Genomic DNA, 26,623 nt, shown 5'->3' with positions numbered 1-26,623 from the left:
CACCTGCCGTGTCGCCCCGGCGAGGTCGTGGTCTCGCCGGGGCGACGCGACGGCTGCGGCCCCTCACGCCGCGGGCCGTCGGCCTGACGGACACGCACGTGGACCGTCGGCCCTGCGGTCACGCACGGGGACCGTCGTCACCCGCGCGCCGGAGGACGGGGCGCAGCGCCTCGATGACGCTCGCGTCGTCGACGGTCGAGGGAACGGGTTCGTCGCGGCCGTCGGCGATGCCCCGCATCGTCTTGCGAAGGATCTTTCCCGAGCGGGTCTTGGGCAGGGCGGCCACGACCGCCACGTCCTTGAGGGAGGCGACGGCACCGATGCGGTCGCGCACCAGCTGGACGAGTTCGGCCTCGACCTCGCCCGCGTCGCGGGCGGCGCCGGATTTGAGGACCACGAAGCCGCGCGGCACCTGACCCTTGAGGGGGTCCGCGACACCGATGACCGCGCACTCGGCGACGTCGGGGTGGGCGGCCAGGGCCTCCTCCATGCTTCCCGTGGACAGCCGGTGTCCGGCCACGTTGATGACGTCGTCCGTGCGCCCCATGACGAAGACATAGCCGTCCTCGTCGAGGTGTCCGCTGTCGCCGGTGAGGTAGTAGCCCTCGTAGGCGGACAGGTAGGAGGCGAGGTAACGGTCGTCGTCGTTCCAGAGGGTGGGGAGCGCTCCGGGCGGCAGCGGGAGCCTGACCACGATCGCCCCGTCGACGCCCTCGGGCACCGGCTTGCCGGAGGCGTCGAGGACGCTGACGTCCCAGCCGGGCAACGGCCGGGTGGGGGAGCCGGGTTTCACGGGGGCTGCCTCGATCCCGACCGGGTTGGCGACGATGGGCCAGCCGGTCTCGGTCTGCCACCAGTGGTCGATCACCGGGATGTCCAGGAGGTCGCTCGCCCAGCGATAGGTCTCGGGGTCGAGGCGCTCACCCGCGAGGAAGAGGTAGCGCAGACGCGAGAGGTCGTGGGCGGCGGCGAGCGTTCCCTCCGGGTCCTCCTTGCGGATGGCCCGGAACGCGGTGGGCGCCGTGAACATGGTCTTGACGCGGTAGTCGGCCGCGACGCGCCAGAACTGACCCGCGTCCGGTGTGCCGACCGGCTTGCCCTCGTACAGGACGGTCGTGGCGCCGACCAGCAGGGGCGCGTAGACGATGTACGAATGACCGACGACCCAGCCGACATCGGATCCGGTGAACATCGTCTCGCCCGGGCCGATGTCGTACACGGCTCCCATGGACCAGTGCAGGGCGACCGCGTATCCGCCGCAGTCGCGCACCACTCCCTTGGGCTTTCCGGTGGTTCCGGAGGTGTAGAGGACGTACAGGGGATCGTTCGCGGACATGGGAACGCACGCGGCCGGCGGTGAACCGGCCACCAGATCGGCCCAGTCGAGATCTTTGGGCCCCAACTCGGCATGTATCTGCGGTCGTTGCAGGACGATGTTCTTCTCGGGCCCGTGGGAGGCGAGCGCGATCGCCTCGTCGAGCAGCGGCTTGTACGGGATGACCCGCTCGCCCTCGATGCCGCAGGAGGCGGAGACGACCACCTTGGGCGTGGCGTCGTCGATGCGGAGGGCGAGCTCGCGCGGGGCGAACCCGCCGAACACGACCGAGTGGACCGCGCCGAGGCGAGCGCACGCCAGCATCGCGACGGCGGCCTCCGGGACCATCGGCATGTAGATCACCACCCGGTCGCCACGCCCCACGCCGAGCCGGGCGAGCCCTCCGGCGAAGACCGCCACCTCGTCCCTCAGCCGCGCGTAGGTGTACGTCCGGCGGGTGCCGGTGACGGGGGAGTCGTAGACGAGCGCGGGCTGTTCGCCGCGGCCGGCTTCGACGTGCCGGTCGAGCGCGTTGAAGCAGACGTTGAGACGGCCGTCGGGGAACCAGCGGTAGAAGGGGGCGCCCGAGGAGTCCAGTGCCCGCCGGGGGGGGGCGACCTCCCAGTCGATGCCCTCTGCGGCGTTCAGCCAGAAGGTGTCGGGGTCCTCCGTACTGGCACGGAAGACATCCTCGTACGTTCCCATCGCGGACTCCTCTTGTCGCGTCGGGTTCCCACGCCGTGGGGGCGGACCGCGGCTGCGGCTGCCGAGGCGTGAAGCGCGGGGCGTGGCGGCGTATGGCGGGGGGAGTGGTGGGGGTAGGGGGCTGGGTGGACCACGCATACCGTATGTCGGCCGACCCGGTCGAGCGGAACACCCGGTGACATGAGTCCCGGTGACGGGTCGGCGCATGCGGACGCGGGCCGGCGATCCGGACGACGTGACGCGTGCCACTCCCGGCTCCCTTCGCGTCGGGCATGGGTGATCATGACCCGATGGACGCTCGCTTCCTTGGTATCCCCGCGTTGGCCGAAGTCCCGACCGTGGCGGTGGTGGTCGACGTCATGCGCGCCTACACCGTGGCCGCCTGGGCCTTCGCCCAGGGGGCGGAGAAGATCGTTCTGGCCGAGTCGCTGGACGACGCCCTCGCGCTCAAGGCCGGCCACCCGGACTGGGTGGCGCTCAAGGACGGCCCGCCCGCGCCCGGTTTCGACGCCGTCAACTCGCCGGGACTGCTGCGGTCCGTGGACCTCGGCGGACGGACCGTCGTGCAGAAGACCACGGCCGGGACGGTCGGCGCCCTCGCGGTCAAGGAGGCGTCGCTCGTGCTCTGCGCCGGCTTCGTGGTGGCCGAGGCGACCGCCCGGATGCTGCGGTCGCGCGACGGGGACGATGTCACGTTCGTGGTCACGGGCGAGGACGGCCGGGCCGACGAAGACCTGGCCTGCGCGCAGTACATCGCCCGGAGGGCGACCGGGACCGCGACGGACGCGGCCGCGTTCCTCCGGCGCGCCGCCGCGTCGCGCGCCGCCACCGAACTGACGGAGGGCGTGCGCGAAGGAGCCCACCCGGACGACGTCGCCCTCTGCCTGGAACTCGACCGTTTCCCCTTCGCCATGGTGGCGACCTCCGAGGACGACCTCATGGTCCTCCGCCCGCACGGCGTGCCCTCGCCCACAATCGGGATGTCACTCCATCGGATGTAACAAGATCGGATCGGTGGGTGTAGAGGGCGGTGTGTCGGGGGAAGACGGAAGTGGCGCCCGTGGAAGGGCGCCGCGACGGTCCCACCCCGGACCGTCGCCGGACTGACCAGAAGGACGAGCATGGCCAGCGGCACCGTGAAGTGGTTCAACTCCGAGAAGGGCTTCGGCTTCATCGCCCAGGACGGCGGCGGACCGGACGTCTTCGCCCACTACTCCAACATCTCGGGCAACGGCTACCGCGAGCTGACCGAGGGCGAGGCCGTGACGTTCGACATCACCCAGGGCCAGAAGGGTCCGCAGGCGGAGAACATCGTCCGGGGCTGAGCCCCGGCGCTCGCTCCGGCGAGTTCGTCTCCCTCCTGACGGCGACCCGCTGTCGACGGCGCCCGCACCTCGTGCGGGCGCCGTCGGGCTGTCGTTGCCCCCGTGCCGGTCGGCCGACATCGATGCGGAAGATCCTGCCGGAGCCGTCGGGTTCGCCACCACGGCCGCCGGATGCGGGGACCTGAACCGGTCAGGTGCGGCGAACCGGCGCCCGACGGCCCGTCACCAGGTGCGGCCCGCCTCCAGCAGGAGGTCCCGGACGCGCGTGACGTCGGGGTTGGCCGGGCGGCCCGGGCGTTGGGCGAGGTAGGCGGTGTTGATGGGCGGGTCGTCCGGTTGGTGGAGGGGGACGAGGGCGCCCGAGGCCAGTTCCGCTTCGCAGAGGTAGCGGGGCAGGACCGTGAAACCCGCCCCCGCGGTGACCGCCGCGAGGACGCCGCACAGGTCGGGGACGGTGACGGCGGCGGAGCGGGAGAGCCGGCCGCCGAAGACGTGGCGCCAGTAGCGACGGGCTATCGGCAGGTCCTCGGCGTATGTGATCAGCGGGACGGTGTGCAGCGCCGCCGGGCCCTCATCCGCCGGCCGATCGCCGACACGGTCGGCCCACACGGGTGCCGCGACGAGCACGAACTCCTCGTCCATCAGCGGTACGGCGGTCAGTACGCGCCCACGTGGACGGTAGGTCGCGATCACCATGTCGTGCCGTCCCGCACGGAGTTCGTCGAGGAGGGGTTCGGTGAGGCCGGGGGTGACGCGGAGCCGTACCCCGTCGGCCGCCAGTGGTGCCAGGGCCGGCAGGACACGGGTGCAGAGCAGTTCGGCGGGGCCCGCCAGGTGCACGGGGGCGGCCCGCTCGTGGGACGCGGTGTCCTGGCCGGTCGCGACGGCGAGCAGGTCGAGGGGAGCGGCGACCCGGGCCGCGAGGTCGTGGGCGACCGTGGTCGGGGCGACCCCGCGCGGCAGCCGCTCGAAGAGCTCGCGGCCCGTCTGCCGCTCCAGGGACCGGATCTGGGTCGTCACCGTGGGCTGCGAAAGCCCCAGGACCCCGGCGGCCGCGGTGAAGGAGCCGGAGCGGTAGACCGCCAGGAAGGTGCGCAGCAGATTCAGGTCCGCCGGTCCCGTGCCGCCGGGCAGCGCCGTACCGGGGCGGGGAACGTCGGCCCGGTCATCAGGATCCGTATGCCTCACACGGCAAGCCTATCGGCATCCCTATGACAGGGAACGCCCCGCACCTGAGGGTGCGGGGCGTCCGGGGCCGTCCGGGTGTCGCAGCGGCTCAGCCCAGTTCCTTCAGGACGCGGTCCGCGAGCGGGGCGGCCGAGGCCGGGTTCTGGCCGGTGATGAGGTTGCGGTCGACGACGACCTTCGGGACCCACGGCTCGCCGACCTGGACGTCGACGCCGGCCTCGACCAGGCGGGTCTCCAGGAGCCACTTCGCCTTGTCGGCGAAACCGGACTGGGTCTCCTCGTCGTTGGTGAACGCGGTGACCTTGTAGCCGGCGAAGGCGTTGCTGCCGTCGTCCTTCGTGGCGGCGAGCAGTGCGGCCGGACCGTGGCAGACCACGGCCAGCGGCTTGCCGGAGCCGAGGGCGTCGATCAGCAGCCGGCCCGAGGCCGCGTCGACCGCGAGGTCCTCCATGGGGCCGTGGCCGCCCGGGTAGAAGACCGCCGCGTACTCGGCCAGGTCCACGTCCTCGATGCGGATCGGGTGCTGGAGCTCGGTGAGCGATTCGACGAGCGCGGCGACCTTGTCGGCACCTTCCTGCCCGCCGTTGAACTCCGGGGCCAGGCTGCTCTTGTCGACCGTCGGAACGACACCACCGGGGGTGGCGACGACGACCTCGTACCCGGCGGCCGTGAACGCCTCGTACGGCGCGGCCGCCTCCTCGGCCCAGAAGCCGGTCGGGTGCTTCGTACCGTCGGCCAGAGTCCAGAAGTCGGTGCCGGTCAACACGAAAAGAATCTTGGGCATGAGGGTTCTCCCGGGAGGTACGGGCCGGGTTTCCGGCCCGAGGAGCGGTGATCGCCCACCCGGCGCCCCGGTGCGGGGACCGTCGGTGTGGCGATGTCCTCGAACGTAGCCCCGTCCCGGGGACCTTTCCAATGCGGAATCCAATGGCTGCCATGGGAACTCCGATGGCTCCACGGGAATACGCCGGTCACCCTGGCCTGCGGAAAGGCCGGACGGCCGCCGCCTCGACCGCCGGCGGCACCGAGCCCCGGAACGTACGCCGACAGACGAGCGGAGTGACCCCGATGGCGGTACGGGGACGCTGCTCCCGAGCCGAGCGCCGACCCGAACCCCGGACCTGATCCGGCGGCACACGTCAGTGGGATGTATGCGTTCGGCCCCCGCGCGTCAGGGGCGCGTCAGGGGGGACCCGGGAGCGGTGATCACCGGGCATAGCGTCGGAGACACCCCCGGCGCGACCGTTCCGGGGACCGTGTTCAGCTCCCCGGGAGGAACCTATGGCAGACGCCCTGTACGGAGACGACGCGGAGCCCGCGGAACCGTTCCCGGCGCCCGCGGACACCCACCCGGGCGATCTGCTCGCGGTACCGGGGGCCGGCGCGTACCACCTCTCGATGGCCTCCTCGTACAACCTCGTGGGCCGCCCGCCGGTGGTCGCCGTGCTCGACGGCCACGCGCGACTCCTGGTGCGCCGGGAGACGTCGGAGGACCTGCGGGCCCGGGACGTCGTTCTGTAGCCCGCCGCGGGCGGGCGAAGAGGCCGTCGGGGGACGGCCGGCCTTCGCCCGGGGCGACAGGACACCGCGGGGGGCGGCCGCCGGCGGTGCGCCGGTCCGTCTCGGGGGCGCATCGGCGGACCTTCACTCCCGGCCCCCTTCGCGCACCGGTGGTGCGGGGAGGATCGGCGGCCAGAAGCGCGGCTGACACGACCGGTGCCGAAGTACCTACCGGCTGGTACGGTCCCTGACCAACCGGTGCGCCATGTGGGGCTGCCTGGTCGGGAGGGGTGCGGAGTGACAGTGGAACGCGTGGGTGCGGTCGGGGTGCTGCCCGAGGGTCTCGCGGAGGCGATACGGGGGACGGCCGAGGACATCGCCGCGGTGCTGCGCGCGGCGCCCGGCGGAGACGGCGCCGCGCTGCCCGTACCCCGGTCCACCTGGACCCTCGGAGAGGCCGCCGCCCACCTGGCGCAGGCCAACGCCCTCATGGCCGACCTGGCCGCCGGACACGAGCGCCCGTACGGCGACGGCAGCCCCGGGGGCATCGCCGAGGCCAACGAGCGTGCGCTCGCCGGTTTCGGTGAGCGGGCGCCCGGCCCGCTCGCCGAGATGATCGCCGCCCAGGCCGAGGCCTTCCTCGTGTCGGTGGAGCGGCGCGATCCGGAAGAGCTCCTCGCCACCCCGCTCGGCGTCATGCGCCCGGCCGTCCTCGGCTCGTACCTGCTGACGCACATGCTCGGCCACGGCTACGACCTGGCCCTCGCCGTCGGCCGCCCCCACATGCTGGACGCGCACCGGGTCGACCTCACGCTGCCGTTCATGATCGAGGCGATGCCCCGGGTCACCGACCCGGCCGCCGTCGACGGCCTGACGGCCCGCTTCGCGGTACGGCTCCGGAGCGGCCCGGCCTTCGGCGTCATCATCACGGACGGCGTCGTCGAGACGACCCACGAGCCGTCCGCGCGCCCGGACTGCACGATCCTCACCGAGCCGGTCGCCTTCCTCCTCCTCGGCCTGGGCCGTGTCGACCCCTGGCCCGTGATCGCCCGCGGCAAGGCCCTCGGCTGGGGCCGCAAGCCCTGGCTGGCGCCGCGCTTCCCCCGTCTCTTCCGGGCCCCGTAGGGCCTGTCGTCACCTGCGCGACACCGAGCACGGAACCCTGCTCGGCTTCCGGGCCCGGTCCTGCTCCGGACTCGCCGGCAACACCCCGCGCGGCGCGCTCGCCGAGTACATGGTCGCCCCGGCCCTGGGCGTGGCGGACGGACGGCCCGCGGACGGTGCTCCTCGCCGCCCACGCGTCCGCCTGACCGGACACCGAGCGTGCCGGTGCGCCCCGGTTCCGTGACCGCCCGTCGCGCGGCGTGCCGCGGGGCGCGCGCGGATGGATCCTGGAGGTATCGGAAGGGGCCGCGCCTCGGTCGCGTGAGGCCGGCCGTGCGAGGAGGCAGATCATGACCCGCACCCTGGAGTGGACGGTCGGCGTGGAGCTGGTCGAGGACGACGGCAGGACCAAGGCCGAGGCCCGGCTCCTGACCGGCAACTCGACCCTCACGGGTCACGGCTCCGCCCGCTGCAATCCCTCGGACGTCGACGTTCCGGCGATCGGTGACGAGCTCGCCGCGAGTCGTGCGATGAAGGACCTGGCGGGCAAGCTCATGCGTGAGGCCAACCGGGAGATGGAGGCCGTGGGCGCCGGGACCGTGCCCCAGCGCACCGGCCCCGGCTACGGCTGGCCGGAGGCGGTCTCCTGACCGGCCCGTCGGAGCCCGCGGGGTGAGGACCCGGCGGCCACGGGAGCGGTACGCCGGGGCCGGGTGCGAGTGCGTCCTGCCTGCCCCCCGCGCGCGTAGGGCTCTCCTCGTCCGCCGGGCTCTCGTCGGCCCCCGGCCCGGCCGCCGACCCGTCCTACGCGGACGCGGCCTCGCCGCCCGCCGTCCCTCCCGCGTCCTCGTACGTCAGCCGGTCCTCGACCTCCACCACCCCGTCCACCGTCTCGCACAGCCGGACGAGGATCGGGCCGATCCCCGCGCGGTCCAGCGTGCCGCTGAGGGTCACCCGGCCCTCGTCGACGTCGATGTGGACGGCGGAGGGGGAGAGACGCAGGATGCGGACGACCACGTCCTCGCGGATCTCCTCCTGGATCGAGCGGTCCCTCCGCAGGAACAGCTGGAGCAGATCGCTCCGGCTCAGCACCCCGATCAGCTTCCCCTCCGCGTCGACGACCGGCAGGCGCTTCACCCGGTGCCGTTCCATGAGGCGGGCCGCCTCGACGGCCGTCCAGGAGGGTCTGGCCGTCACGACGGGGCTCGACATCATGGCCTCCGCGGTGCTCGGCCCGTCCTTCGCGGTGTGCCGCCGCAGGAGGTCGGCCTCGGAGACCACGCCCACGGGGCGGTTCTCGTCGTCGACCACCGGGACGGCGGTGATGCCGTACTCGTCGAGGAGCCGCGCGATCTCCTTGAACGACGTCCCTGGCTGAACCGCCACCGCGGTGGGCGTCATCAGGTCGGCGACACTGCGGTGCCTCATCGTCCGTTCCGTCCCTTCTGGGTTCCGGAGTCCATGATCTCCTACCGGGCGCCGTAGCGGGACAAGGGGGCCGACGGGGGCTTGCAAGACCTGTCATGTACATGGTTACTTCGGGTAAGTCACCCCTCCCGGAAGGACCCCCGCATGCCCTCTCCCCGCACGTCGTCCACCCGCCCCCGCCGCCTCGCCGCCGCCCTCGCGGTGGCCGTCGCCCTCGTCGCCACGGCGGGTGGCACCGGATCGGCCGTCCCCCGACCGGCCGCCGCCGAGGATCCTGCCGCCGCCGGACTCCGCGAGGCGATGTTCGTCGGCAACAACTGGGACGGGACGGCCGACGTCATCGCCGCCCAGGGCGACTTCCACCGCATCGGCCGTGTGAACGTGATCCCCGACAAGGAGGAACGTCTGCGGGAGGTCTATCTGAACCCCGTCAAGCTCGCGTTCTTCCTCGGGGTCCGCAGCGGCCCTGGGGAAGGGCACGACCAGTTCGTCGACGACATGTACGCGACCCCCGACGGATCCTCCATGGTCGTCTCCCGGCCAAGCTTCGCCGATGTGGTCTCCCTCGACCTGCGCACCGGCCGGATCAACTGGCGCTTCCCCGTGGCCGGTTACCGGGCCGACCACATGGCCGTCTCGCCCGACGGCACCCGGGTCGCGGTCTCCGCCTCCACCGCCAACACCGTGCACGTCCTCGACATCGGCACCGGCCGCGAGACCGGCTCCTTCAAGACGGGCGACAAGCCCCACGAGAACGTCTTCACCTCCGACGGACTCCTGTGGAACATGTCCATCGGCGAGGTCACCACCGCCCTCGACGCCCCCTGGCTCGACTGGACCAAGGGCGACCGCCGCATCACCGTCGTCGACGCCACGACGTTCAGGACCGTCCGCGTCATCGACATGCGGGAGCGGCTCGACGCCTTCGGCCGCAAGGACCTCTCCGACGCCGTCCGTCCCGTCGCCTTCACCCCGGACGAGAAGAAGCTCTACCTCCAGGTCTCGTTCTACAACGGCCTCCTGGAGTACGACGTCACCACCGACCGCATCACCCGGGCCAAGGTCCTCCCCGGCAACCCGAAGGCCGACCCGGACCGCACCACCTGGGTCAACGACTCGCGTCACCACGGCCTTTCGATGAGCCCCGACGGCGACAAGCTCTGCGTGGCGGGGACGATGGACGACTACGCCACGGTGGTCGACCGCGCCACCCTCCAGGAGGGCCCGCTCGTCGAGGCGTCCAAGCCGTACTGGGCGACCGTGAGCGGCGACGGACGGTCCTGCGTCATCTCCGAGAGCGGCGCCGACCGCGTCACCGCCATCGACTTCGCCACCGGCCGGCGCGTGGCATCCGTGGACGTGGGCGACCACCCGCAGCGTGTGCGGCTCGCCCACATCCCGGCCGACTGGGCCGGTGTAAGCGGGAGTTGAGAACCGCAGCGGGGGCCGGCCGGATCGGCACACGATCCGGCCGGCCCCCGCCCACGCGCGTGCGAGCACCGGGCACGTTCACGCGGCGGTCAGTCCCCGCGCGCTCAGGCTCTGTGCACCGCGACCTCGTAGAGCGAATAGCCCCACTGGGTCGCCCGCCGCTCGCCGTGGAACCGCACGTAACGGGCCGACGTCGACGGGAACTCCGCCGTGTCGTACCCGCCGTCACCGGCGTCCGTGGACCACACCGTCCGCCAGTCCGTGCCGTTCTCCGACACCTCGATCCGGTACTGACGCGCGTACGCGCGCTCCCAGTCCAGGGTCACCCTGCCCACCCTGCGGACGGCCCCGAGGTCCACGCCCAGCCACTGGTCGTCCGACCAGTCGCTGGCCCAGCGCGAGCCGGTGTCGCCGTCGAGAGCGCGGCCCGGCGCGTAGCTGACGAACGGGTTCCACTCCGAGGAGCTCGCCGAACCCGGCGCGCCCTTCGCGAGGTTGACCCCCGGCTCGTGGTTCTCGGTCGCCTTCCACGTGGCCAGGTACGACTCCGCGCCGCCCGCCAGCTCGTCCACGACGCCCTGGCCGCCGCTGAGCCGGATCTGCTCGACCCAGTCCGGAACCAGGCCGTTGTGCGCCGCGCCGTCGGTGTTGAGGTCCCAGGTGCGATCGCCCGTCACCTGGCGGTCGATCACCGAACCGCCGTCGGCGCTGCGGAAGGGGTACTTCACCGCGTTCGGCGCTCCGCTGCCCACCGGGGCCGGCCAGCCGCCGACGCCGTTCATGTCGGTGCCGTAGCCGAGGCCGACCTTGTACTTCGCGCGCAGTGCGGCCTTCTGGCCGGCCTCGCCGACGAAGCCCTCCGCGCCGTGCATGTACTGGGCGACGAATCCGCCCAGCTTGTAGAGGCGCTCCGTCCAGTCCAGGTCCATCCAGCTGTGGCTGGACAGGACGCCCGGGTACTCCTCGGACTCCAGGATGTCGAGCGCCCGCCCGGCGGCCTTGACGCTCATGTGGTCCAGCTCCAGCATCATGCCGCGGTCGATCATGCCCCGCAGGGCGTGCTCACCGAGCCGGGTCAGACCGCGCGTGTTGCATTGCGCGTCGGAGGCGTACGAGGGGGTGCTCACGCCCGGCGGCAGCTTGGCGGCCATCACCGGGGCCGCCGCCAGTCCGATCGGGTTGTCGTGCTGCGGGCCCGCGCACTTCTCCGTGGCCCAGAAGGTGCCCGTCGACAGGAACTGGCCGATGTTGACGGCCGTACCGATCGCGCCCGAGTCGAAGCGGACACCGCACAGCGCGTTGTCGAACTTGTGGCACAGGAACATGCTGCGGACCCCGAGCCCGTACAACTCGTCGAGACCGCGGTCGATGTCCTCCTTGCTGCACTGCGCGACGTCGAGGATCTGCTTGCAGCCGAAGGGCTCCGAGGTCTCGACGCCGAGGACGACCGCGAGCTTGCCCTGCTCGACCACCGAACGCGCCTGCGCCGCGGAGGTGACGATCCGGAACCAGCCCTTGCCGGGACCGCCGTACATCCCGTCGACGTAGTCCTGGAGCTCGTACGTCTTGCGGGCCTGGAGGCGGATCGACGTCATCTCGTCGCAGCTCCGGTCCCGGGGCAGGATCGAGCAGATGAGGCCGTTCGTCACCAGGTCGTTGACGAGCACACGCTGCCCGCCGCGCCAGGCGCGCTCCACCCACGCGTAGTAGTTCTGCTGGTGCGTCAGGGAGTTGTGGGCGGGCCAGTCCTTGAACGTGGGCCAGCCGACCGGGTCGTGATGGCCGTCGGCCCCGCCGGTGATGTTCTCGAACAGCGCGCCCGAACCGTCGGGATAGTGCTCCGGGCAGTCCTTGAGTGCCTCGGCCGCGCCCGCCGTGGAGAACGTCTGGCCGCAGATGAGCCGGCCGCCGAACCCCTCGTTGGACATCAGGTGGTTGTGCGCGTCGACGAAGCCGCGCACCTTCCCCTGCGCGTCCGTTCCCGTGAACGGCGCACCCGTGACGTTGATCCGGGAGTCGGCCGCGGGCCGGGACGTGGGCTCCCACCACGAACCGCCGGCGGCGGCAGCGGGGACGGGACCGGAGCCGAAGAGGACGGCGGCCAGGGCGAGGAACAGCGCGAGGAGGGCGGATCTGCCGCCGGGCCCGCGCGAAATGGGTCGAGTCATGGTCAGCGATGCCTCCGGATGGTGGGGGAGTACCGGGCGCCCCGAGGATCGCGGTGTTGACGGAGTGAGTCAATAGTCCGGGACAGATGACCTGTTGATGGTCATGAGGCGGTGACCGAGTCGACCCGGATCCCTCTATCCCTCGATGAGGAACACAAGTTGATCGGCCGTCAGATCGAGAAGCGTCGACGCCGTCTTCTCGTCCCCGACGACCAGGAACTGGAGCGTGAGGCCGTCGATCGCCGCCGCCAGATACCGGGCGATCGTCTCGACCGGCACCCGCGGTTCCATCTCCCGCATCGCGCGGACCTGCTCGACGAGCGCGGCCGCCGACACCACGTACTGCTCGTACTGGGCGCGCGCCAGATGCTCGAACCCCGGCTCCCGCAGGGCGTACTGGGTGAGGTCGTACGTCAGCATGTGCTCGCCGGGGTGGGCCGTGACATGGTCCCAGTACGACTGGAGCGCGCCCCGTACCGTCTCGCGCAGGGTGGTGCCCGGCTCGACGGCCGACATCACGCGCGCCACGTAGTCGCTGTTGATCGTCTCGATCGCGGCTTCGAGGAGGGCCTGCTTGGACTCGAAGCAGTAGTGGAAGACGCTCAGCGAGACACCCGCCTCGGCACAGATCGACCGGGTGGTGGTCCGGGCGACCCCGTCCCTGGTCATCGCCCTGATCGCCGCGTCGACCAGCTGTCTGCGTCGTTCGGCCGACGGCATCCGCCCCATGGTTCCTCCTCGCATCCGGCGCCAGAGTAACCGCAGGTCCCCGAGGTGCCTACGGAACGTCCACCGCGTCGGCCGCCGGCCACGCGCCCCGCTCCGCGAGGCGCAGTACCAGCGCCGCGATGTTCCAGGCATCGTCCTCGCCCCGGTGGTGCCGCCCCTCCAGGGGCAGCCCCGCGACCTCCAGGGCACGCGCCATGCCGGGCCGTCTGGGAAGGCCGTACGCCTCCGTGAACACGGCCTTCGCGTTGGTGTGACGGCGCCCGAAGGGATACGGGGTGCCGGTGACGCGGCACTGGTGGGTGAACTGCTTGCGGTCGTATTCGCCCCAGCTCGCCCAGGGCCGCGGACCCGCCTCGTACGTGGTCGCCAGGAGCCGGCAGGCGGCGGCGAAGTCCAGACCGGTGTCGACCTCCGCCTGGGTGAGACCGGTCAGTTCGGTGCAGAACGCGCTGACCTTCGAGCGGACCGGCCGCACGAGGATCCGGTGCCGGGAGACCCGCTCGCCCGCTCCCGGATCGACCACCGTCAACCCGATCTCGATGATCTCGCTGACGGCGCCGGGCGGCCGCTCGCCCTCCCAGCAGGTCGCCTCCACGTCGACGACATTGATCAATTCCCCCTGATACATGGCGAGAAGCCTAGTCGGTGCCGTACGTCTGCCGGGGGCTCAGTCCCGTTCCAGGTCCAGGACCTCGCGCAGCGCCGCCACCGCGTGCGCCCGGTGCTCGTCGAGCCAGCGGACGGTGGCGTCCTCGTCGCCGTGCCGGAGCGCGGAGATGACGGCGCGGTGCTCGCGGACGGCCTGCTTCCGGTGCGGACCCTCGGTGTAGTAGAGCGAGCGGTACGCCTCGGTGGAGTCCCACAGGGTGGCGATCAGGCGGACCAGACGCGGCATCCCCGACGCCTCGATGAGCGTGAAGTGGAAGAGCCGGTTGGCCGCGGCCATGGCCGGCACGTCGCCCTCGTCGGCCGCCTGCTCGACCTCCCGCTGGACGCGTTCCAGGGCGGCCACGACGCCGTCCGGCATCCGACGCACGGCCATCCGCACGGCCTCCGTCTCCAGGAGTTCGCGGATCCGGTAGATCTCCTCCAGATCGGCGAGCGAGAGCTCCGCGACGAAGTAGCCCCGGTGGATGTGATGCACGACCAGGCCCTCGGCCTCCAGGGCTTTCAGGGCCTCGCGCAGCGGCACCCGGCTCACCTCGAAACGCGCCGCGAGAGCGTCCTGACGGATCTGCCCGCCCGGTCTCAGCTCCCCGCTGGTGATGGCGCGCCGCAGTTCCTCGAGAACGAACTGCTGGGCGGTCTGCGGCCGCCGCCTCTGCACCGCGCTGCTCATCGCCTGTGACCTTCCGATCCCTCGTGCCGCCCGCCGGATGATCTCTCCACCGGTCCCGACCATCTTCCTACGCGCGCGTGCTCACGGACTTCCCGTGTCGCTCCGCTCCGGCCGCGTGAGCGAGGCCAGCACGCCCTCCGTGTGCTCGCCCAGCCGTGGGGGAGCGGCGCGGTACGTCGGCGGGGTGGCGCCGAGCCGTACCGGATGGGCGACCTGACCGGGACCGGCCGCGGACTCCGGGACGCGCGGGGCGAGCCCCAGCCGGTCGGCGAGGTCGAACGCGGCCGCCAGGTCGTTGATCGGCCCGCACGGCACCCCGGCCGCGGTGAGCTCCTCGAACCAGGCGTCGGCGGTACGGGTCCCCAACCGTGAGGCCAGCGCTGCCACCAGCGCGTCCCGGTGGGCGACCCGCGCCGTGTTGGTCGCGAAGCGCGGATCCTCGGAGAGTCCGGGCAGACCGAGCCGCTCGCACAGGACCCGGAACTGCCGGTCGTTGCCGACGGCCAGGACCAGCGGCCGGTCCCGTGCCTCGAACACCTCGTACGGGGCGATGCTCGGGTGCCGGTTGCCCATCGCGCGCGGTACGACCCCGGCCGCGAGGTGGGCGGCCGCCTGGTTGGTGAGCGCCGACAGGAGGGAGGAGAGCAGTGAGACCTCGACGCGCTGGCCCTCGCCGGTGCGTTCGCGGTGGCGGAGGGCGGCGAGGACGCCCATGCCCGCGTGCAGGCCGGTGATGACGTCGACCAGCGCGACCCCGGCCTTCGTCCCGGGACCGTCCGGTTCGCCGGTCACGCTCATCAGGCCGCCCATGGCCTGGACGAGCAGGTCGTAGCCGGGCAGCCGGGCGCCCTCGTCGGTGCCGAAGCCGGTCACCGAGCAGTAGACGAGACCGGGGTTGGTGGCCCGGACGTCCGCGTACCCGAGGCCCAGTCTCTCCATGGTGCCGGGGCGGAAGTTCTCCACCAGGACGTCCGCGCGGTCCACGATCGCGCGCGCCGTCGCCAGGTCGTCGGGGTCGGTGAGATCGAGCGCGACCGAGCGCTTGTTGCGGTTCACCCCGAGGAAGTAGGTGGCCCCGCCGTCGGCGAACGGCGGCCCCCACGCGCGCGTGTCGTCGCCGGAACCCGGCCGCTCGATCTTGATCACGTCCGCGCCCAGGTCGGCGAGGAGCATCGTCATGTACGGCCCCGCCAGGACCCGGCCGAAGTCGGCGACGACGATCCCGGACAGGGCGCCGGTCGCCGCCGGCCCCGGCGTGTCCGGCTGGTCTGCGCGCATTCCGCTCTCCCTCGCTGGCGATCGGATCCACTCGGACCGTAGATCCGGTATACGGGATTTTCAATACTGGATCCAATATCCGATGTAGGGCTACGCTTCGCCTCGCCGAGTCGCCACAGCCGCCAGGAGGCCGTCCGTGAAGTCGCCGCAGTCGCCGTCGTCGTCGCAGTCCAGCTCAGCCCCCGTCCACCCCTTCGACCTGCTCGCCGTCGACGGACTGCTGACGGACGAGGAACGCGAGATCCGCCGGACGGTCCGCGCCGTCGCCGACCGCGAGCTGCGCCCGCACGTCGCCGGCTGGTTCGAGAAGGGCGAGATCCCCGCCCGCGAGCTCGCCCGCACCCTCGGCGGCATCGGTGTGCTCGGCATGCACCTGGAGGGCTACGGCTGCGCGGGCACCAACGCCGTCGCGTACGGCCTCGCATGTCTGGAGCTGGAGGCGGTCGACTCCGGACTGCGCTCGCTCGTCTCCGTGCAGGGCTCGCTCGCCATGTACGCGATCTGGAAGTACGGCTCCGAGGAGCAGAAGCAGCGGTGGCTGCCGAAGATGGCGGCGGGGGAGTACATCGGCTGCTTCGGCCTCACCGAGCCCGACGCCGGCTCCGACCCGGGCGCCATGCGGACCAACGCCAAGCGCGACGGATCCGACTGGATCCTCAACGGCACCAAGATGTGGATCACCAACGGCTCGGTGGCCGACGTCGCCGTCGTCTGGGCCCGTACCGAGGAGGGTGTACGCGGCTTCCTCGTCCCTGCGGACACCCCCGGGTTCAGCGCCCCGGAGATCAAGATGAAGCTGTCGCTGCGCGCGAGCGTCACCAGCGAACTGGTCATGGAGGACGTCCGCCTCCCGGCCGACGCGATGCTGCCCGGGGCACGTGGCCTCTCCGGCCCGCTCGGCTGCCTCAACGAGGCCCGTTTCGGCATCGTCTTCGGGGCCCTCGGCGCCGCCCGCGACTGCCTGGAGACGGCGATCTCCTACGCCCGCGAGCGGACCGTCTTCGCCCGCTCGCTCGCCTCGTACCAGCTGACGCAGCAGAAGCTCGCCGACATGTGCGTCGAACTCGGCAAGGGCATGCTGCTCGCCCTCCACCTGGGACGGCTCAAGGACGCGGGCACGCTCACCCCCGAGCAGGTCAGCGTGGGCAAACTGAACAACGTCCGCGAGGCCATCGCCATCGCCCGCGAGTGCCGCACGATCCTGGGCGCCAACGGCATCACCCTGGAGTACCCGGTGCTGCGCCACGCCAACAACCTGGAGTCGGTGCTCACCTACGAGGGCACGAGCGAGGTCCACTCCCTGGTCATCGGCAAGGCGCTCACCGGCGAACAGGCCTTCCGCTGAACCGGCCCGCAAGCCCCTCCCGACGCGGACTCAGGCCGATGTCACCCGGTCGACGAAGGCGCCCAGGTTGCCCGTCAGACGGGCGACCTGCTCGTCGAGCGTGAGGGACTCGTCCTGGCGCCGGCCGCGCAGCTTCGGCTGCCGCCTGCCCCGTACGTAGAGGGAGCAGGCGAGGTCGGCGCAGAGGTAGATCCCGACGGTGTTCCCGTCACGGCCCCGGGGCCCGGCGAGCGGTGCCACGAGCAGCGTGACGCCCGAGGAGGCGTGCCCGGTCAGGCACACCTGGCACATGCTCGACTTCATGGCGCTGGTCCGGCCGGCGGCCGGAACCCGCAGGCTCACACCGACCGGTCCGTCCTCGCGGGGGACGACCAGGTGGGCGCGGAGCGGCGCACCGGGGTCGACCCAGCCGAGGAAGTCCAAATCCTCCCAGGGGAGTTCGGCGAAGTCGAGCGGCAGCTTGAGGCGTGCCGCCTCGCCCTTGGTGCAGTTCACGAAGGACGAGCGGATCTGTTTGTCGGTCAATGGTTCCACTCGGTGGACCGTACATGGACCGGGGTCGGCGGGCATCCGAATAAGCCCCTGCACCTGGCCCGTGAGCCCCTGTGCCGACCCCGCGGCGAGGGGCCCGTCAGGCCACCCAGTCCGGCAGCGCCGGGGCCGAGGTCAGCGCGTCCCTGCGCAGCCGCAGCTCCGCCAGGCGCTTCGGCAGGATCACGTCGAGGCGGTCCATGAGGGCGACGGCCACCAGCTGGTCCAGTACGGAACCGGACAGGTCGGCCGTGATCCGCACCCGGGCCAGCTCGGTCACGACCCGGGACGACGCCCGCACCCAGCCGACCCGGAGACCGCCCCAGCAGGTCTTGCTCAGCGACCCCACGGAGACGATCTGCTCGCTGTCGCCACCGGCGGCCGCCGCCGCGAACGGCGGCGGCGCGGCCACGTCGAGCGCGATGTCCGTCAGCGTCTCGTCCACCACCAGCCAGGTCCCGGTGGCCCGCGCCGCCCGCGCCAGGTCACGCCGCTGTTCCTGCGGCATCAGATGCCCGGTCGGGTTGTGGAAGTCGGGGATCAGATAGGCGAGACGCGGCGCTGTCTGCCGGAGCGCGGCGTCGACGAGCCCGGTGTCCCAGCCCTTCTCGGTGACCGGGACCGGGGTGATCCGGAGCATGCGGCCCCGCATGGCGTCGAGGGCGTTGGTGTACAGGGGTTCTCGGCGAGCACCCGGTCGCCGGACCGGCCGAGCAGCGTGAGGGCCAGGGAGAGGGCCTGCTGCGCCCCGGTGGTGACGAGGATCTGCTCCGGGAGCGTCGGCAGGCCCCGGGCCGTGTAGCGGGCGGCGACGGCGGAGCGCAGCGCGGGCAGTCCGTACGGGTGGTAGCCCTGCGTCCCGGCGTAGCGGGGGAGCTCGGCCGCCGCCGAGGCGAGCGCGGCGGAGAGTTCCTCTGCGGGGGCCTCCGGCGAGGCCAGGGCGAGGTCGATGGTCGCCCCGGTGACGTCGCAGCCGCAGGGCCACCCGCGGAGCGGCGGGCGGTCCAGCCCCTTCGGCTGGGGGCGCGGCTGCGGAGCCTGCGCGGGGCCGGGGCGGTCAGGCGGTGGACCCTCCGGACCCGTCGGCCGACTCGGCGGACGGAGCCGTCGAACCGTCCGTGACCGGCGCGGACTCGGGGCCCGGCGAGTTGGTCACCGGTGACGAGTCGTCCTGCGGGGTGGTGTCGTCCGAGGGCGTGGTGTCGGAAGGGGGCGTATCGGTGGACGGGGGCGTGTCCGAGGGCGTGGTGGTCGGCGGCGAGGACGTCGGCGTCGCGGGGGAGAGCGTCGAGGGGCACGGAGACGGTGTCACGCCGCCGCTCGGCGTCGGGGTCTCGTCGCCCGTCACCGTCACGCACGGCACCGGCGTCGACGGGGAGACGGACGGGGGCGTCGAGGTGGACGCCGAGGTCGACGGTGACCTGGTGGGCGGGGGAGGCGGCGGGGTCGGCCTGTCGTGCTTGCCGTGGTCACCGTGCTGCCGCGCGAACCAGCTGTCGGCCTCCGTGTCGTACACCACGAAGACGTTCACGACCGTCACCGACGGTGCCACGACGACCACCTGGTCGGCGTCGTAGCCCTGCCACGGTGTGCCCGTCGGCTTCGGCGACTTCTGCGCCACCGGCGGTGTCAGCGGGTTGCCGCAGGCGCAGCGCACCCGGGGCACCCCGCGGTTGTCGACCATGACCGCCGTCCCGGCCTGGAGCACGGACTGGTACGTGGTGGCGGCGCCGTTCTTGTAGCCGTGGTTCGTCACCCGGGTGTCGGCGCGGAGTTGAAGCGGGGTCAGGGAGCGCAGGTAGTCGGGCACCTGGTTCGCCTCGATGCCCAGGGTGGAGGCGAAGGCGCCGTTCTTCGCGGGCTCGGCGGCGAGGTAACGGACCTGCTGTTCCACGTCGCAGCTGGCCACCGACTGCGTCCCGCCGTAGAGGCCGGGTGTCGAGCCCGATACCTCGGTGGTGGCCGAGGAGGTACGGGGAGGCAGTGAGGCGGGTGAGGCGGAGGTCGACTCCGTGCGGGCCGTCGACTTGGTGAACGGGTCGGGACCGGTCGCGGCCGCGTTCTGCAGGAACACCTCGCCGCCGCCGGAACCCGTGGTGTCGGGGGAGTCGTCGGGGCGGTTGGTGAGCACCACGGCCAGGGCGGCGGCCGCGACCACGACGGCGGTGACGGAGGCGACCTTGGGGACGGAACGCCACCAGGGGCCCCTGCCGGGGCCGCCGTTCCCGGGGGCGCCGGAAGCACCGTCACCGGGACCGCCGGAACCACCGGCCCCGCCGGGAGCGCCCGAACCGCCGTCACTGCCGGAGCCGCCGGAAGAGCCGCCGCCGGAGCCGCCGGACGAACCGCCGCCCGAGCCGCTGTGGGGCGGTCCTGGGGGCGGTGGCGGGGGTCCGGCGGATCCCGGGCGTGTGCTCGGGCCCGAGAGGGGGCCCGAGGGGGGACCTGCAGGAGGAACCGACGGAGGGCCGGACGGCGGGTGGGAAGTCACGTTTTTCCCTTTCTTCCGTTCCGGGCCCATTGTGTGCGCCGAACGGTGGGTACCCGCAAGCGGAGGACCCCGAGTGGCAGAGCCCGGCAGGCAACAGCCCGCACGCGCCGGGGCCGTACACCCCCGGCCCCGTACCCGTCCGGTCCCGTCCGCAAGCGGCCGACCGTCACCGGTACTAGCGTGAGCAGGGTGAGCAGTCGGCTCCCCACCCCCACGCCCGCCGCGACCGCCGGCGGGCACCTCGCCCGCGTCGGCCTGCAGTCCCTGGCCGCGGTGGTCGCCGGATTCGTCGCCATGGGCGTCGTCGCGGGCCTCGGCCTCTGGGCGGCCGGCGCGGGCGATCTGCCCGGCGGCTTCACCGCCGTCCTGGCCGCCGTCGTCGTCATGGCCGCGGGCGGCCAGGTCGAACTCTCCGGCGACGCCGGCGCCCTCGCCGGAACCCAGGCCGAACTGACCGCCATGCCGCTGACCGTCACCCTGGTGGGCGCACTGGTCACCGGCTACTGCTTCCTGCGGCCCCTGCGACATCATGCCGTGGCCGGCTCCCGCGAACTCCTGCTCCGCTTCGTGAGCACGGTCGTCCTCTGGCTGGCGGCCCTGGCCGGAGTCTCCGCCGTCGCCCGGCACGACTTCCCCCTCACCCTCGGCGGCGGGGACGAGCAGAGCGGCCTGATGGATATCTTCGGCGAGCTGCTCGACGCGGTGAACCCCACCGTCGGCTTCCGCGTCGACCTCGGTCCTACCCTCTTCTACGGACTTCTGTGGATCCTCGGGGTGCTCGTCGTCGCGCTCCTCGTCTCCCGCGGAACGCCCCTGCCGTCCCGGCTCGTCCGCTACCACGAACCCGTTCGGCCCGCGGCGTACGCGATGCTCCTGCTGCTCCTCGCGTACGTGGTCGTGGGCCTGGTCATCGGCGTGGTGGTCGCGGCGACCAAGGGTCACCCCGCGGAGACCCTCGCGGTCGTCCTGCTCGGCCTGCCCAACATCACCTGGCTCGCGCTCGGCGTGGGCATCGGCGGCTCCTGGGAGGGCAGGGTCGACGGCCCGTTCGGCCTTCCGATGCCGCAGATCCTCGACGCCGTCCTGCGCCAGGGGGACGGAGCGGCCGACAGCACGGACCTCTCGACCATCGACCTGAGTTCGCTCGCGGCGCAGGACGCCCGGGCATGGTGGCTGCTCCCCGTGGCGGCCGTGCTGGTCCTCGCGGCGGCCTTCGTGGCGGCGGTGCGCTCCCCGGCGAGGATCAAGGTCTGGCAGCACGCCCTGCACCTGGCGATCGCCTTCGCGCTCGCGATGCTGGTCGTCGCCCCGCTGACGCTGGTGGAGGCCCGCCTGGGCCTCTCGGTCCTCGGCATCGGCGATCTGGACTCCCTGGGCGGTGAGGTGATCCTCCGCCCCCACATCTGGAGAACGGTCGGCTTCGCCCTCCTCTGGGGGCTGTTCTTCGGCTTCCTGGGCGGTCTGCTCGCCACCCGCGTCCGCCGCAAGGGCGAGACCGGGCCCAGGACCGTGAACGCGCCTCCACCGCCACGGCCCCAGAGGTAGAACGGGCCGCGCCGCCGCCCGTGGGCGACCGTCGAGCGTACCGACGCCGTGGACGACCCGGGGAGGACGCGAGGTGCCGCATACCTGCGCGACAGGGCCCCGTGGCGCGTACCGTAGGAGACAGCCCGGTCCCGTGCCTCCCCCCCCGTGCACGGGACCGGGCGCCGTGCGCCGGACGACGTCCGCCGGCCGGGGCGCCGCCCCGGCCGGCACGGAAGCGGCCCGCCGCGCCTGCGGCAGGCTGCGGTGTCTCTCCGCTATGTCCCTACGCGGCGTCCTCTTCGAAGCCCTCTTCGAAGCCCCCTTCGGGGCCCTCGTCCGGCATCATGGCGCCGAAGAAACCGCCCATGAGCTCCTCCAGGTTCATCTCCGTGGCACCGGCCGGGGCCACCGGCCTGCTGCCGCCGCTCATCCTCAGGGCCAGACCGAACTTCTTGACCTGCGCGTTCTCGGCCAGCTTGGCGAGGTCGACGTACACCTCGGTCAGCTCGCCGTTCTTGAGCGTGAAGTCGGCCGACACCTTGGTGTCGGGGGTGTCCTTGAGGTCCTTGTCCGACGGAAGGTCCATGCCGGGCGGCAGGTCCTTGGTGAGCGGACGCAGCTCGCCGATCAGCCGCGTGAGCAGGGTGCGGAGCGGGGCCGTGGCAGTGATGTGCTCGGTGCCGTCCTGGCCGCCGGCGGTCTTGAAGTCGACCTCACGGGCGATGACCTCACGGAGGGCCGCCACGAGCTTCTTCTGCGTCTTGGGGTCCAGAGAGGGCTCGGCGGACGGCTTGGCGCCGGGCGCCTCGCCCATCTCCTCGGCCATGTCCTGGCCGGCCTTCTCCATCTCCTTGGTGTTGAACTTGATCCAGCCGCCATCGAGGACCTTCTTGATGCCCTTCGCCTCCGGAGGGAGCTGGTCGACGGGCGGGACGGGTATCGCCATCGCCTTGCTGAGGGCTTGGACGTCGGACCGGACGTACGTGTAGTCGCCGACGACCCGGTAGTCGAGCAGGTCACCACCCGAGGTGCTGACCTTCATGGCCATACCGACGAAGTCCTTCTCCTCGGACTCGCCGATCGCCTTCTTCGACTCCACCGTGACGCTGACCTTCGCACCGCTGATCAGGTCCGCTGCCTCGTCGGGGATCTCGTCACCGGGCTCCGGGTCCGACTCGGCGTCCATCAGCTTGAGGGTCTTCGCGTCGACGTCCAGGTCGAGTTCGAAGGAGATCGACTTCTCCTTGCCCAGCTTCTCGAAGGCCTGGTCCAGCTTCTGCCCCGCGGAAAGCTGTTCCACCGTGCCGCAGGCGGCCGAACCCGCCAGGACGGCGCCGACGACTGCGGTGGCGGTGAGGGTCTTGCGTATGGCGGTGATGATGGTCTCCTCGTCGATGCGATCACTGGGAGTGATCGATCAGGAGACCGGCCGCCTCGCCGAATGGTTGCCCCGCAACCGGTGTTGCCTGCGTCACCCTCGGGACCGGAGCACCCCCGGCTTCGGCGAGCCCGGCGCCGCTCTCCGATCCCGTCGAGGCGGGCACGGACAGCGGCGCCGCCACCGTCGTGTCACGCGACGGCGGTTCCCTCCAGTTCGACCGTCTGGCCGGGGATCGCCAGTCGCGTCACCCCGAGCATCGTGGTGGCCGGTGCCACTCCGGCCGCGCCCAGCCGGCCCGCCAGCTCGCCGTAGTGCTGGAAGAGCAGGTCGACGTCGGTCGTGTAGACGTTGAGCCGTACGAGGTTCGCGAGCGACATGCCGGCCTCGCCGAGTACGGCCTCGATGTTATCGAGGCTCAGCGCCAACTGGCGTGCCATGTCCCCCTCGTGCTGCGGCTCGCCCTTCTCGCTCATCGCCGTCTGACCGGAGATGAACAGGGTGCGTGTGTGCCCGGAGACGAGCTCACCCTGGTTGAACCCCTTCTCCACCGACCACGTCACCGGGTTGACCGCCGTGCGCTCCATCGCCGCATCAGCTCCGTTCGCTTCGTAGGGATACGTCCGTCCGTCGCCGCTCGGACCACCCGCCGCGACGTCGTGCCGAGAAGCCTGCCAACCAATCACGACACCCTCGGTCATGTATTCCGTTAGCGTTCTCGCATGCGTGCCGACCGGCTGGTCTCCCTGGTGCTCCTGCTGCGTCGGCACGGTCGTCTGACCGCGGACACCCTGGCTCGTGAGCTGGGGGTGTCCACCCGTACCGTGCTCCGCGACATCGACGCGCTGTCCACGGCCGGCGTCCCCGTCTACGCGGAGCGCGGCCGGCACGGCGGCTTCGCCCTGCTGCCCGGCTTCCGTACCGAGCTCACCGGGCTGAACCACGACGAGGCCCTCGCCCTGCTGACCGCCGGACCGGGGCGCGGGGAGCAGGCGTTCGGCCTCGCCTCGGCGCGCGCCTCGGCCATGCGGAAGATCCTCGACGCGCTGCCGGACGGCCACCGGGCCACCGCGAGCGACGCGGTCCAGCGGTTTCTCGTCGAGCCGGAGGCGGACCTGCTGTCACGGCGGCGCAACGGCGACGAGGTACCCGGTACGACGATGACCGAGGTCCGGCGCGCGGTGCTCGCCGGACACAGGCTGCGCATCCACTACGCGGCCACCGGCCGGGCTCCGGACTGGCGCACCGTGGACCCGATCGGCCTGGTCACGGTGCGCGACCGGGGCTACCTGCTGGCCACCAGGGCCGGCGCGGACCGTACGTACCGGCTGTCGCGGGTGCTGGCCGCCGAGGAACTGGCCGAGCCGGCCGAGCGGCCCGACCGGGTCGACCTGGACCGGATCTGGCGCGAGCGCTCCGCGCGGTTCCTCGGCGACGACCACCTCACCGTGCTGGTACGGGTGGACCCGGCGCGCCGGGAGGACCTGCTGGACACCGCGGTGGCCGTCCGCGCCGAGGAACCGGACGCGGACGGCCGACTCCGCCTGGAGCTGACCTACCAGGACGCACGCCACGCCGCGTGGGCCCTGTGGCAGCTCGGGACGGACGCGGAAGCCCTGGCCCCCGAGTCCCTGCGCACCGTGCTGTACGACCGGGCCGCCGCGCTGGCCGACCGCTACGCAACCCCACCTGAGGCGTGAACCGTCGCCCAGGCCCTTGTCCGTCCGCCGGTTCCGGCGGGGACCGTCAGAGGAGGCTTCTGACGAAGTCGAAGAACCGGTTCATGCCGACGACCACGAGGATCGCGAGCCCGATGAGGACCACGTAGAACCAGGAACAGCCGCCGCCCCCCACATCCGTCTGGTGCTCGTCCCGACCGCCGAACTCTCCGTCGAACAGGTCCACGTCCGTCCCCTCTCCCCGCCCGGGTCACCACCGGACCCCCCGGCCCGTACGGACGCACTGTCGCACGGCCGGGTTCCGGGGCCGAAGGGCTCGCGTACTCAGGCGGGTACTCGGTTCGCGGGACGGCTGCCCGGACGGCAGGCGGGAGAACCGCCCTACCGTGCCCGGAACACCGGCCTCGCCCACGCGGGCGGGTCCCGCGGCGGAGTCAGCGGCTCCGGGCCGCCCTTCGTCACGAACGACCCGGATGCTCCGCCCGTCGTCAACGCGGCCCGCAGCTCCGCCACGAACTCCAGGCACGTCCCGTACCGCTCCTCGGGCGTCTTCGCCAGCGCCCTCGCGAAGACCGCGTCCGCGGCCCCCGGCAGCCCCGGCCTGACCTCGGAGAGCGGCGGCGGCGGGTCGTACTGCTGCGCCCACAGCACCGCCCAGTCGGTGTCACGGCGGAACGGCGGCGCACCCACCAGCGTCTCGAACACCACACACGCCAGGCTGTACACATCGCACCGGCCGTCCACCGGCTTCCCCGAGATCTGCTCGGGCGCCACGTAGTCCAGCGTGCCCACGAACTCGCCCACCGTGGTGAACCCCGTCAGCGACAACGACTTCTTCGTCAGGCCGAAGTCCGTGAGGTACACATGCTCCGGATGGTCCCGGTCGGTACCCTCAGCGACCAGGATGTTGCCGGGCTTCACATCCCGGTGCACCAGGTCGTGGGCGTGCGCCGCGTCCAGGGCCGAGGCCACCTGCACGGCGATCCGCCCCGCCTTCCCGGGCGGCAGCGGCCCCTCGCGGTCCAGCAGGGCCACCAGGTCCTGCCCCGCCACGTACCGCATGGCGATGTACAGCACCCCCTCCGTCTCGCCCGCGTCGAAGACAGGCACGATGTGGGGGTGGTCGATCGAGGCGGCGACCCTCGACTCGTGCGCGAAACGCTTGCGGAAGGTGTCGTTACGGGCCAGCTCGGGGGCGAGCAGCTTCAGTGCCACGGTCCGGTCGAGCCGCAGATCCCGCGCCCGGTACACGACCGCCATCCCGCCCCGGCCGATCTCGCGCTCCACCCGGTAGCCCGCGATCTCCTTGCCCAGGAGTCCGGACGGACGGCCCGCCGGCAGCTCCGGGTCGTCCTGCGGCCCGCCTGCCATCACTCCTCACCTGCCGTTCGCGGCGGCGGGCGCTCCACGACCTGGGTGGGCGGTGGCGCCGGGGCCGAGGCGGGGTCCGCCTGCGCCTGCGGCACGACCTGGGTCGGCGGCGGTCCGGCGGCCGGCGGCGCGTCGCCCCGCAGCACCACCTGGGTCGGCTCGTGGTCGAGGGGCGCGGCCGCGGCCCGCTCGTGACCGCCGGCCTCCTCCGGCTCCTCCGCCTCCCCGGCTCCGCCGGGCGCCGCCGTATCGCCGGCGGGGGAAGCGGGAGACGCGGGGGAGGCGATCGAGGGCGCCGACGACGCCGCGTACGTACTCAGCCCCACGCCGTCGCAGTAGACCCATCGCTCGTGCTCCGCGTCGTACAGCCAGACCGACTCGCCGTCGACGACCATGCCCACCCGCAGCCCACGTGTCCGCAGCCGGAAGTTCTCGCCGTCGAGGCGCCCCGCCCCCAGCGCCTCCGCCGCCCGCCGGTAGCGGCCGAGCGCATCCTCGGCGCGCGAGATCAGCGGGCGCGGATCGGCGGTTCTGGTGAGCGGCTGTCCTGCCGCCGGGGGGTCGTCCGGGACGGTGACGAGGAGCCGCGCGTCGACCCAGGCGGTCCAGCCGTTGGAGCAGAGGATCCGCCCCCAGTCGCCGGCCCGCTCCTCCAGACGTACCGGCAGGAAGGCGTCGAGCGGCGTCGTGGGCAGCGTCGGATCCGGCCCTTCCCAGGTGTCGAGGCCGTCGCGCGGTACGACATGGGTGGGCCGGAAGTCCGGCACGTACTCCGGTACGGGGAAGCTCAC

The 26,623-nt window shown here is 72.4% G+C and carries 25 protein-coding genes and 1 pseudogene; 9 read left to right on the top strand and 17 right to left on the bottom strand.

Annotated elements, in window-relative coordinates; all coding sequences use genetic code 11:
- Positions 1–118: 118 nt before the first annotated feature.
- Positions 119–2,020, bottom strand: a complete 1,902-nt coding sequence (locus OG392_RS03525; protein ID WP_329275415.1) for a propionyl-CoA synthetase — start codon at positions 2,018–2,020, stop codon at positions 119–121.
- 290 nt (positions 2,021–2,310) lie between these two features.
- Here OG392_RS03525 and OG392_RS03520 point away from each other — a divergent pair, with 290 nt between their 5' ends.
- Together OG392_RS03520 and OG392_RS03515 are read left to right on the top strand one after the other, a co-directional pair.
- Entirely contained in the window at positions 2,311–3,021 is a 711-nt protein-coding gene (locus OG392_RS03520) for a 2-phosphosulfolactate phosphatase (RefSeq protein ID WP_329275413.1), read from the top strand.
- 120 nt (positions 3,022–3,141) lie between these two features.
- A complete protein-coding gene (locus OG392_RS03515; protein WP_030213732.1) occupies positions 3,142–3,345 on the top strand; it encodes a cold-shock protein in 204 nt (67 codons plus the stop codon).
- Positions 3,346–3,567: 222 nt separating this feature from the next.
- Here the strand turns inward: OG392_RS03515 and OG392_RS03510 are convergent, their stop codons facing one another.
- Both OG392_RS03510 and OG392_RS03505 read right to left on the bottom strand, forming a co-directional pair.
- The gene (locus tag OG392_RS03510; RefSeq protein WP_443054666.1) at positions 3,568–4,533 is read right to left on the bottom strand and encodes a LysR family transcriptional regulator; all 966 of its coding nucleotides are present in this window, start codon (positions 4,531–4,533) and stop codon (positions 3,568–3,570) included.
- An 88-nt stretch (positions 4,534–4,621) separates the two neighbouring features.
- Positions 4,622–5,317 carry a type 1 glutamine amidotransferase domain-containing protein gene (locus OG392_RS03505; protein ID WP_329275408.1) on the bottom strand — a complete coding sequence of 232 codons (696 nt, stop codon included), beginning with the start codon at positions 5,315–5,317 and terminating at the stop codon, positions 4,622–4,624.
- Between the two features lie 551 nt (positions 5,318–5,868).
- On the opposite strand from OG392_RS03505, the pseudogene OG392_RS03500 reads away from it, so the two are divergent.
- From OG392_RS03500 to OG392_RS03490, 3 genes and pseudogenes are all read left to right on the top strand, one after another.
- Positions 5,869–6,054 (top strand): annotated as a pseudogene (locus tag OG392_RS03500) (diaminopimelate decarboxylase); the annotation flags it as partial.
- A gap of 282 nt (positions 6,055–6,336) precedes the next feature.
- On the top strand, positions 6,337–7,158 hold the full coding sequence (locus OG392_RS03495) for a maleylpyruvate isomerase family mycothiol-dependent enzyme (RefSeq protein WP_443055057.1): 822 nt from the start codon (positions 6,337–6,339) through the stop codon (positions 7,156–7,158).
- 329 nt (positions 7,159–7,487) lie between these two features.
- On the top strand, positions 7,488–7,787 hold the full coding sequence (locus OG392_RS03490; protein WP_329275404.1) for a DUF1876 domain-containing protein: 300 nt from the start codon (positions 7,488–7,490) through the stop codon (positions 7,785–7,787).
- 154 nt (positions 7,788–7,941) lie between these two features.
- Here the strand turns inward: OG392_RS03490 and OG392_RS03485 are convergent, their stop codons facing one another.
- Positions 7,942–8,565, bottom strand: coding sequence for a CBS domain-containing protein (locus OG392_RS03485; protein WP_329275401.1), 624 nt, complete (start codon positions 8,563–8,565; stop codon positions 7,942–7,944).
- A 144-nt stretch (positions 8,566–8,709) separates the two neighbouring features.
- Here OG392_RS03485 and OG392_RS03480 point away from each other — a divergent pair, with 144 nt between their 5' ends.
- Positions 8,710–9,996: a YncE family protein gene (locus tag OG392_RS03480; protein ID WP_329275399.1), complete on the top strand. Its 1,287-nt coding sequence runs from the start codon at positions 8,710–8,712 to the stop codon at positions 9,994–9,996.
- A gap of 104 nt (positions 9,997–10,100) precedes the next feature.
- Here OG392_RS03480 and OG392_RS03475 read toward each other — a convergent pair whose 3' ends face one another.
- The 5 genes from OG392_RS03475 to OG392_RS03455 all read right to left on the bottom strand — a co-directional run bounded on the left by OG392_RS03475 (position 10,101) and on the right by OG392_RS03455 (position 15,510).
- On the bottom strand, positions 10,101–12,164 hold the full coding sequence (locus OG392_RS03475) for a galactose-binding domain-containing protein (protein ID WP_329275397.1): 2,064 nt from the start codon (positions 12,162–12,164) through the stop codon (positions 10,101–10,103).
- 135 nt (positions 12,165–12,299) lie between these two features.
- A complete protein-coding gene (locus OG392_RS03470; RefSeq protein WP_329275394.1) occupies positions 12,300–12,893 on the bottom strand; it encodes a TetR/AcrR family transcriptional regulator in 594 nt (197 codons plus the stop codon).
- A 49-nt stretch (positions 12,894–12,942) separates the two neighbouring features.
- Entirely contained in the window at positions 12,943–13,521 is a 579-nt protein-coding gene (locus OG392_RS03465; RefSeq protein WP_329275391.1) for a 3'-5' exonuclease, read from the bottom strand.
- 39 nt (positions 13,522–13,560) lie between these two features.
- A complete protein-coding gene (locus tag OG392_RS03460) occupies positions 13,561–14,232 on the bottom strand; it encodes a GntR family transcriptional regulator (RefSeq protein ID WP_329275388.1) in 672 nt (223 codons plus the stop codon).
- Between the two features lie 81 nt (positions 14,233–14,313).
- Entirely contained in the window at positions 14,314–15,510 is a 1,197-nt protein-coding gene (locus tag OG392_RS03455; protein ID WP_329275386.1) for a CaiB/BaiF CoA transferase family protein, read from the bottom strand.
- 136 nt (positions 15,511–15,646) lie between these two features.
- Between OG392_RS03455 and OG392_RS03450 the strand changes: the two genes are divergently transcribed.
- Positions 15,647–16,855, top strand: coding sequence for an acyl-CoA dehydrogenase family protein (locus tag OG392_RS03450; protein WP_329275384.1), 1,209 nt, complete (start codon positions 15,647–15,649; stop codon positions 16,853–16,855).
- A gap of 30 nt (positions 16,856–16,885) precedes the next feature.
- On the opposite strand, the gene OG392_RS03445 is transcribed toward OG392_RS03450, so the two are convergent.
- The 3 genes from OG392_RS03445 to OG392_RS03435 form a co-directional block, all read right to left on the bottom strand.
- The gene (locus OG392_RS03445; RefSeq protein WP_329275382.1) at positions 16,886–17,389 is read right to left on the bottom strand and encodes an FBP domain-containing protein; all 504 of its coding nucleotides are present in this window, start codon (positions 17,387–17,389) and stop codon (positions 16,886–16,888) included.
- A 97-nt stretch (positions 17,390–17,486) separates the two neighbouring features.
- Complete coding sequence (locus tag OG392_RS03440; protein WP_329275379.1) at positions 17,487–18,026, bottom strand: aminotransferase class I/II-fold pyridoxal phosphate-dependent enzyme; 540 nt, start codon at positions 18,024–18,026, stop codon at positions 17,487–17,489.
- Between the two features lie 417 nt (positions 18,027–18,443).
- Complete coding sequence (locus OG392_RS03435; RefSeq protein WP_443054665.1) at positions 18,444–19,877, bottom strand: DUF6777 domain-containing protein; 1,434 nt, start codon at positions 19,875–19,877, stop codon at positions 18,444–18,446.
- Between the two features lie 180 nt (positions 19,878–20,057).
- On the opposite strand from OG392_RS03435, the gene OG392_RS03430 reads away from it, so the two are divergent.
- Positions 20,058–21,422 (top strand): streptophobe family protein, encoded by a 1,365-nt coding sequence (locus OG392_RS03430; RefSeq protein WP_329275375.1) that lies wholly within the window; start codon positions 20,058–20,060, stop codon positions 21,420–21,422.
- A 265-nt stretch (positions 21,423–21,687) separates the two neighbouring features.
- On the opposite strand, the gene OG392_RS03425 is transcribed toward OG392_RS03430, so the two are convergent.
- On the bottom strand, positions 21,688–22,704 hold the full coding sequence (locus OG392_RS03425) for a hypothetical protein (protein WP_329275372.1): 1,017 nt from the start codon (positions 22,702–22,704) through the stop codon (positions 21,688–21,690).
- A gap of 269 nt (positions 22,705–22,973) precedes the next feature.
- Positions 22,974–23,369 carry a RidA family protein gene (locus OG392_RS03420; protein ID WP_329275369.1) on the bottom strand — a complete coding sequence of 132 codons (396 nt, stop codon included), beginning with the start codon at positions 23,367–23,369 and terminating at the stop codon, positions 22,974–22,976.
- A 135-nt stretch (positions 23,370–23,504) separates the two neighbouring features.
- Between OG392_RS03420 and OG392_RS03415 the strand changes: the two genes are divergently transcribed.
- On the top strand, positions 23,505–24,482 hold the full coding sequence (locus tag OG392_RS03415) for a helix-turn-helix transcriptional regulator (protein WP_329275366.1): 978 nt from the start codon (positions 23,505–23,507) through the stop codon (positions 24,480–24,482).
- A gap of 46 nt (positions 24,483–24,528) precedes the next feature.
- Here the strand turns inward: OG392_RS03415 and OG392_RS03410 are convergent, their stop codons facing one another.
- From OG392_RS03410 to OG392_RS03400, 3 genes are all read right to left on the bottom strand, one after another.
- Positions 24,529–24,687: a hypothetical protein gene (locus OG392_RS03410; RefSeq protein ID WP_329275364.1), complete on the bottom strand. Its 159-nt coding sequence runs from the start codon at positions 24,685–24,687 to the stop codon at positions 24,529–24,531.
- Between the two features lie 155 nt (positions 24,688–24,842).
- On the bottom strand, positions 24,843–25,832 hold the full coding sequence (locus OG392_RS03405; RefSeq protein ID WP_329275362.1) for a serine/threonine-protein kinase: 990 nt from the start codon (positions 25,830–25,832) through the stop codon (positions 24,843–24,845).
- Complete coding sequence (locus tag OG392_RS03400) at positions 25,832–26,623, bottom strand: hypothetical protein (protein ID WP_329275360.1); 792 nt, start codon at positions 26,621–26,623, stop codon at positions 25,832–25,834. The genes OG392_RS03405 and OG392_RS03400 overlap by 1 nt, the downstream gene beginning before the upstream one ends.

This window comes from Streptomyces sp. NBC_00691, from assembly GCF_036226665.1.
Taxonomy (GTDB): Bacteria; Actinomycetota; Actinomycetes; order Streptomycetales; family Streptomycetaceae; genus Streptomyces.
Note: the sequence above shows the minus strand (reverse complement) of the source record. Positions and strands in the feature narration are given on the sequence as shown.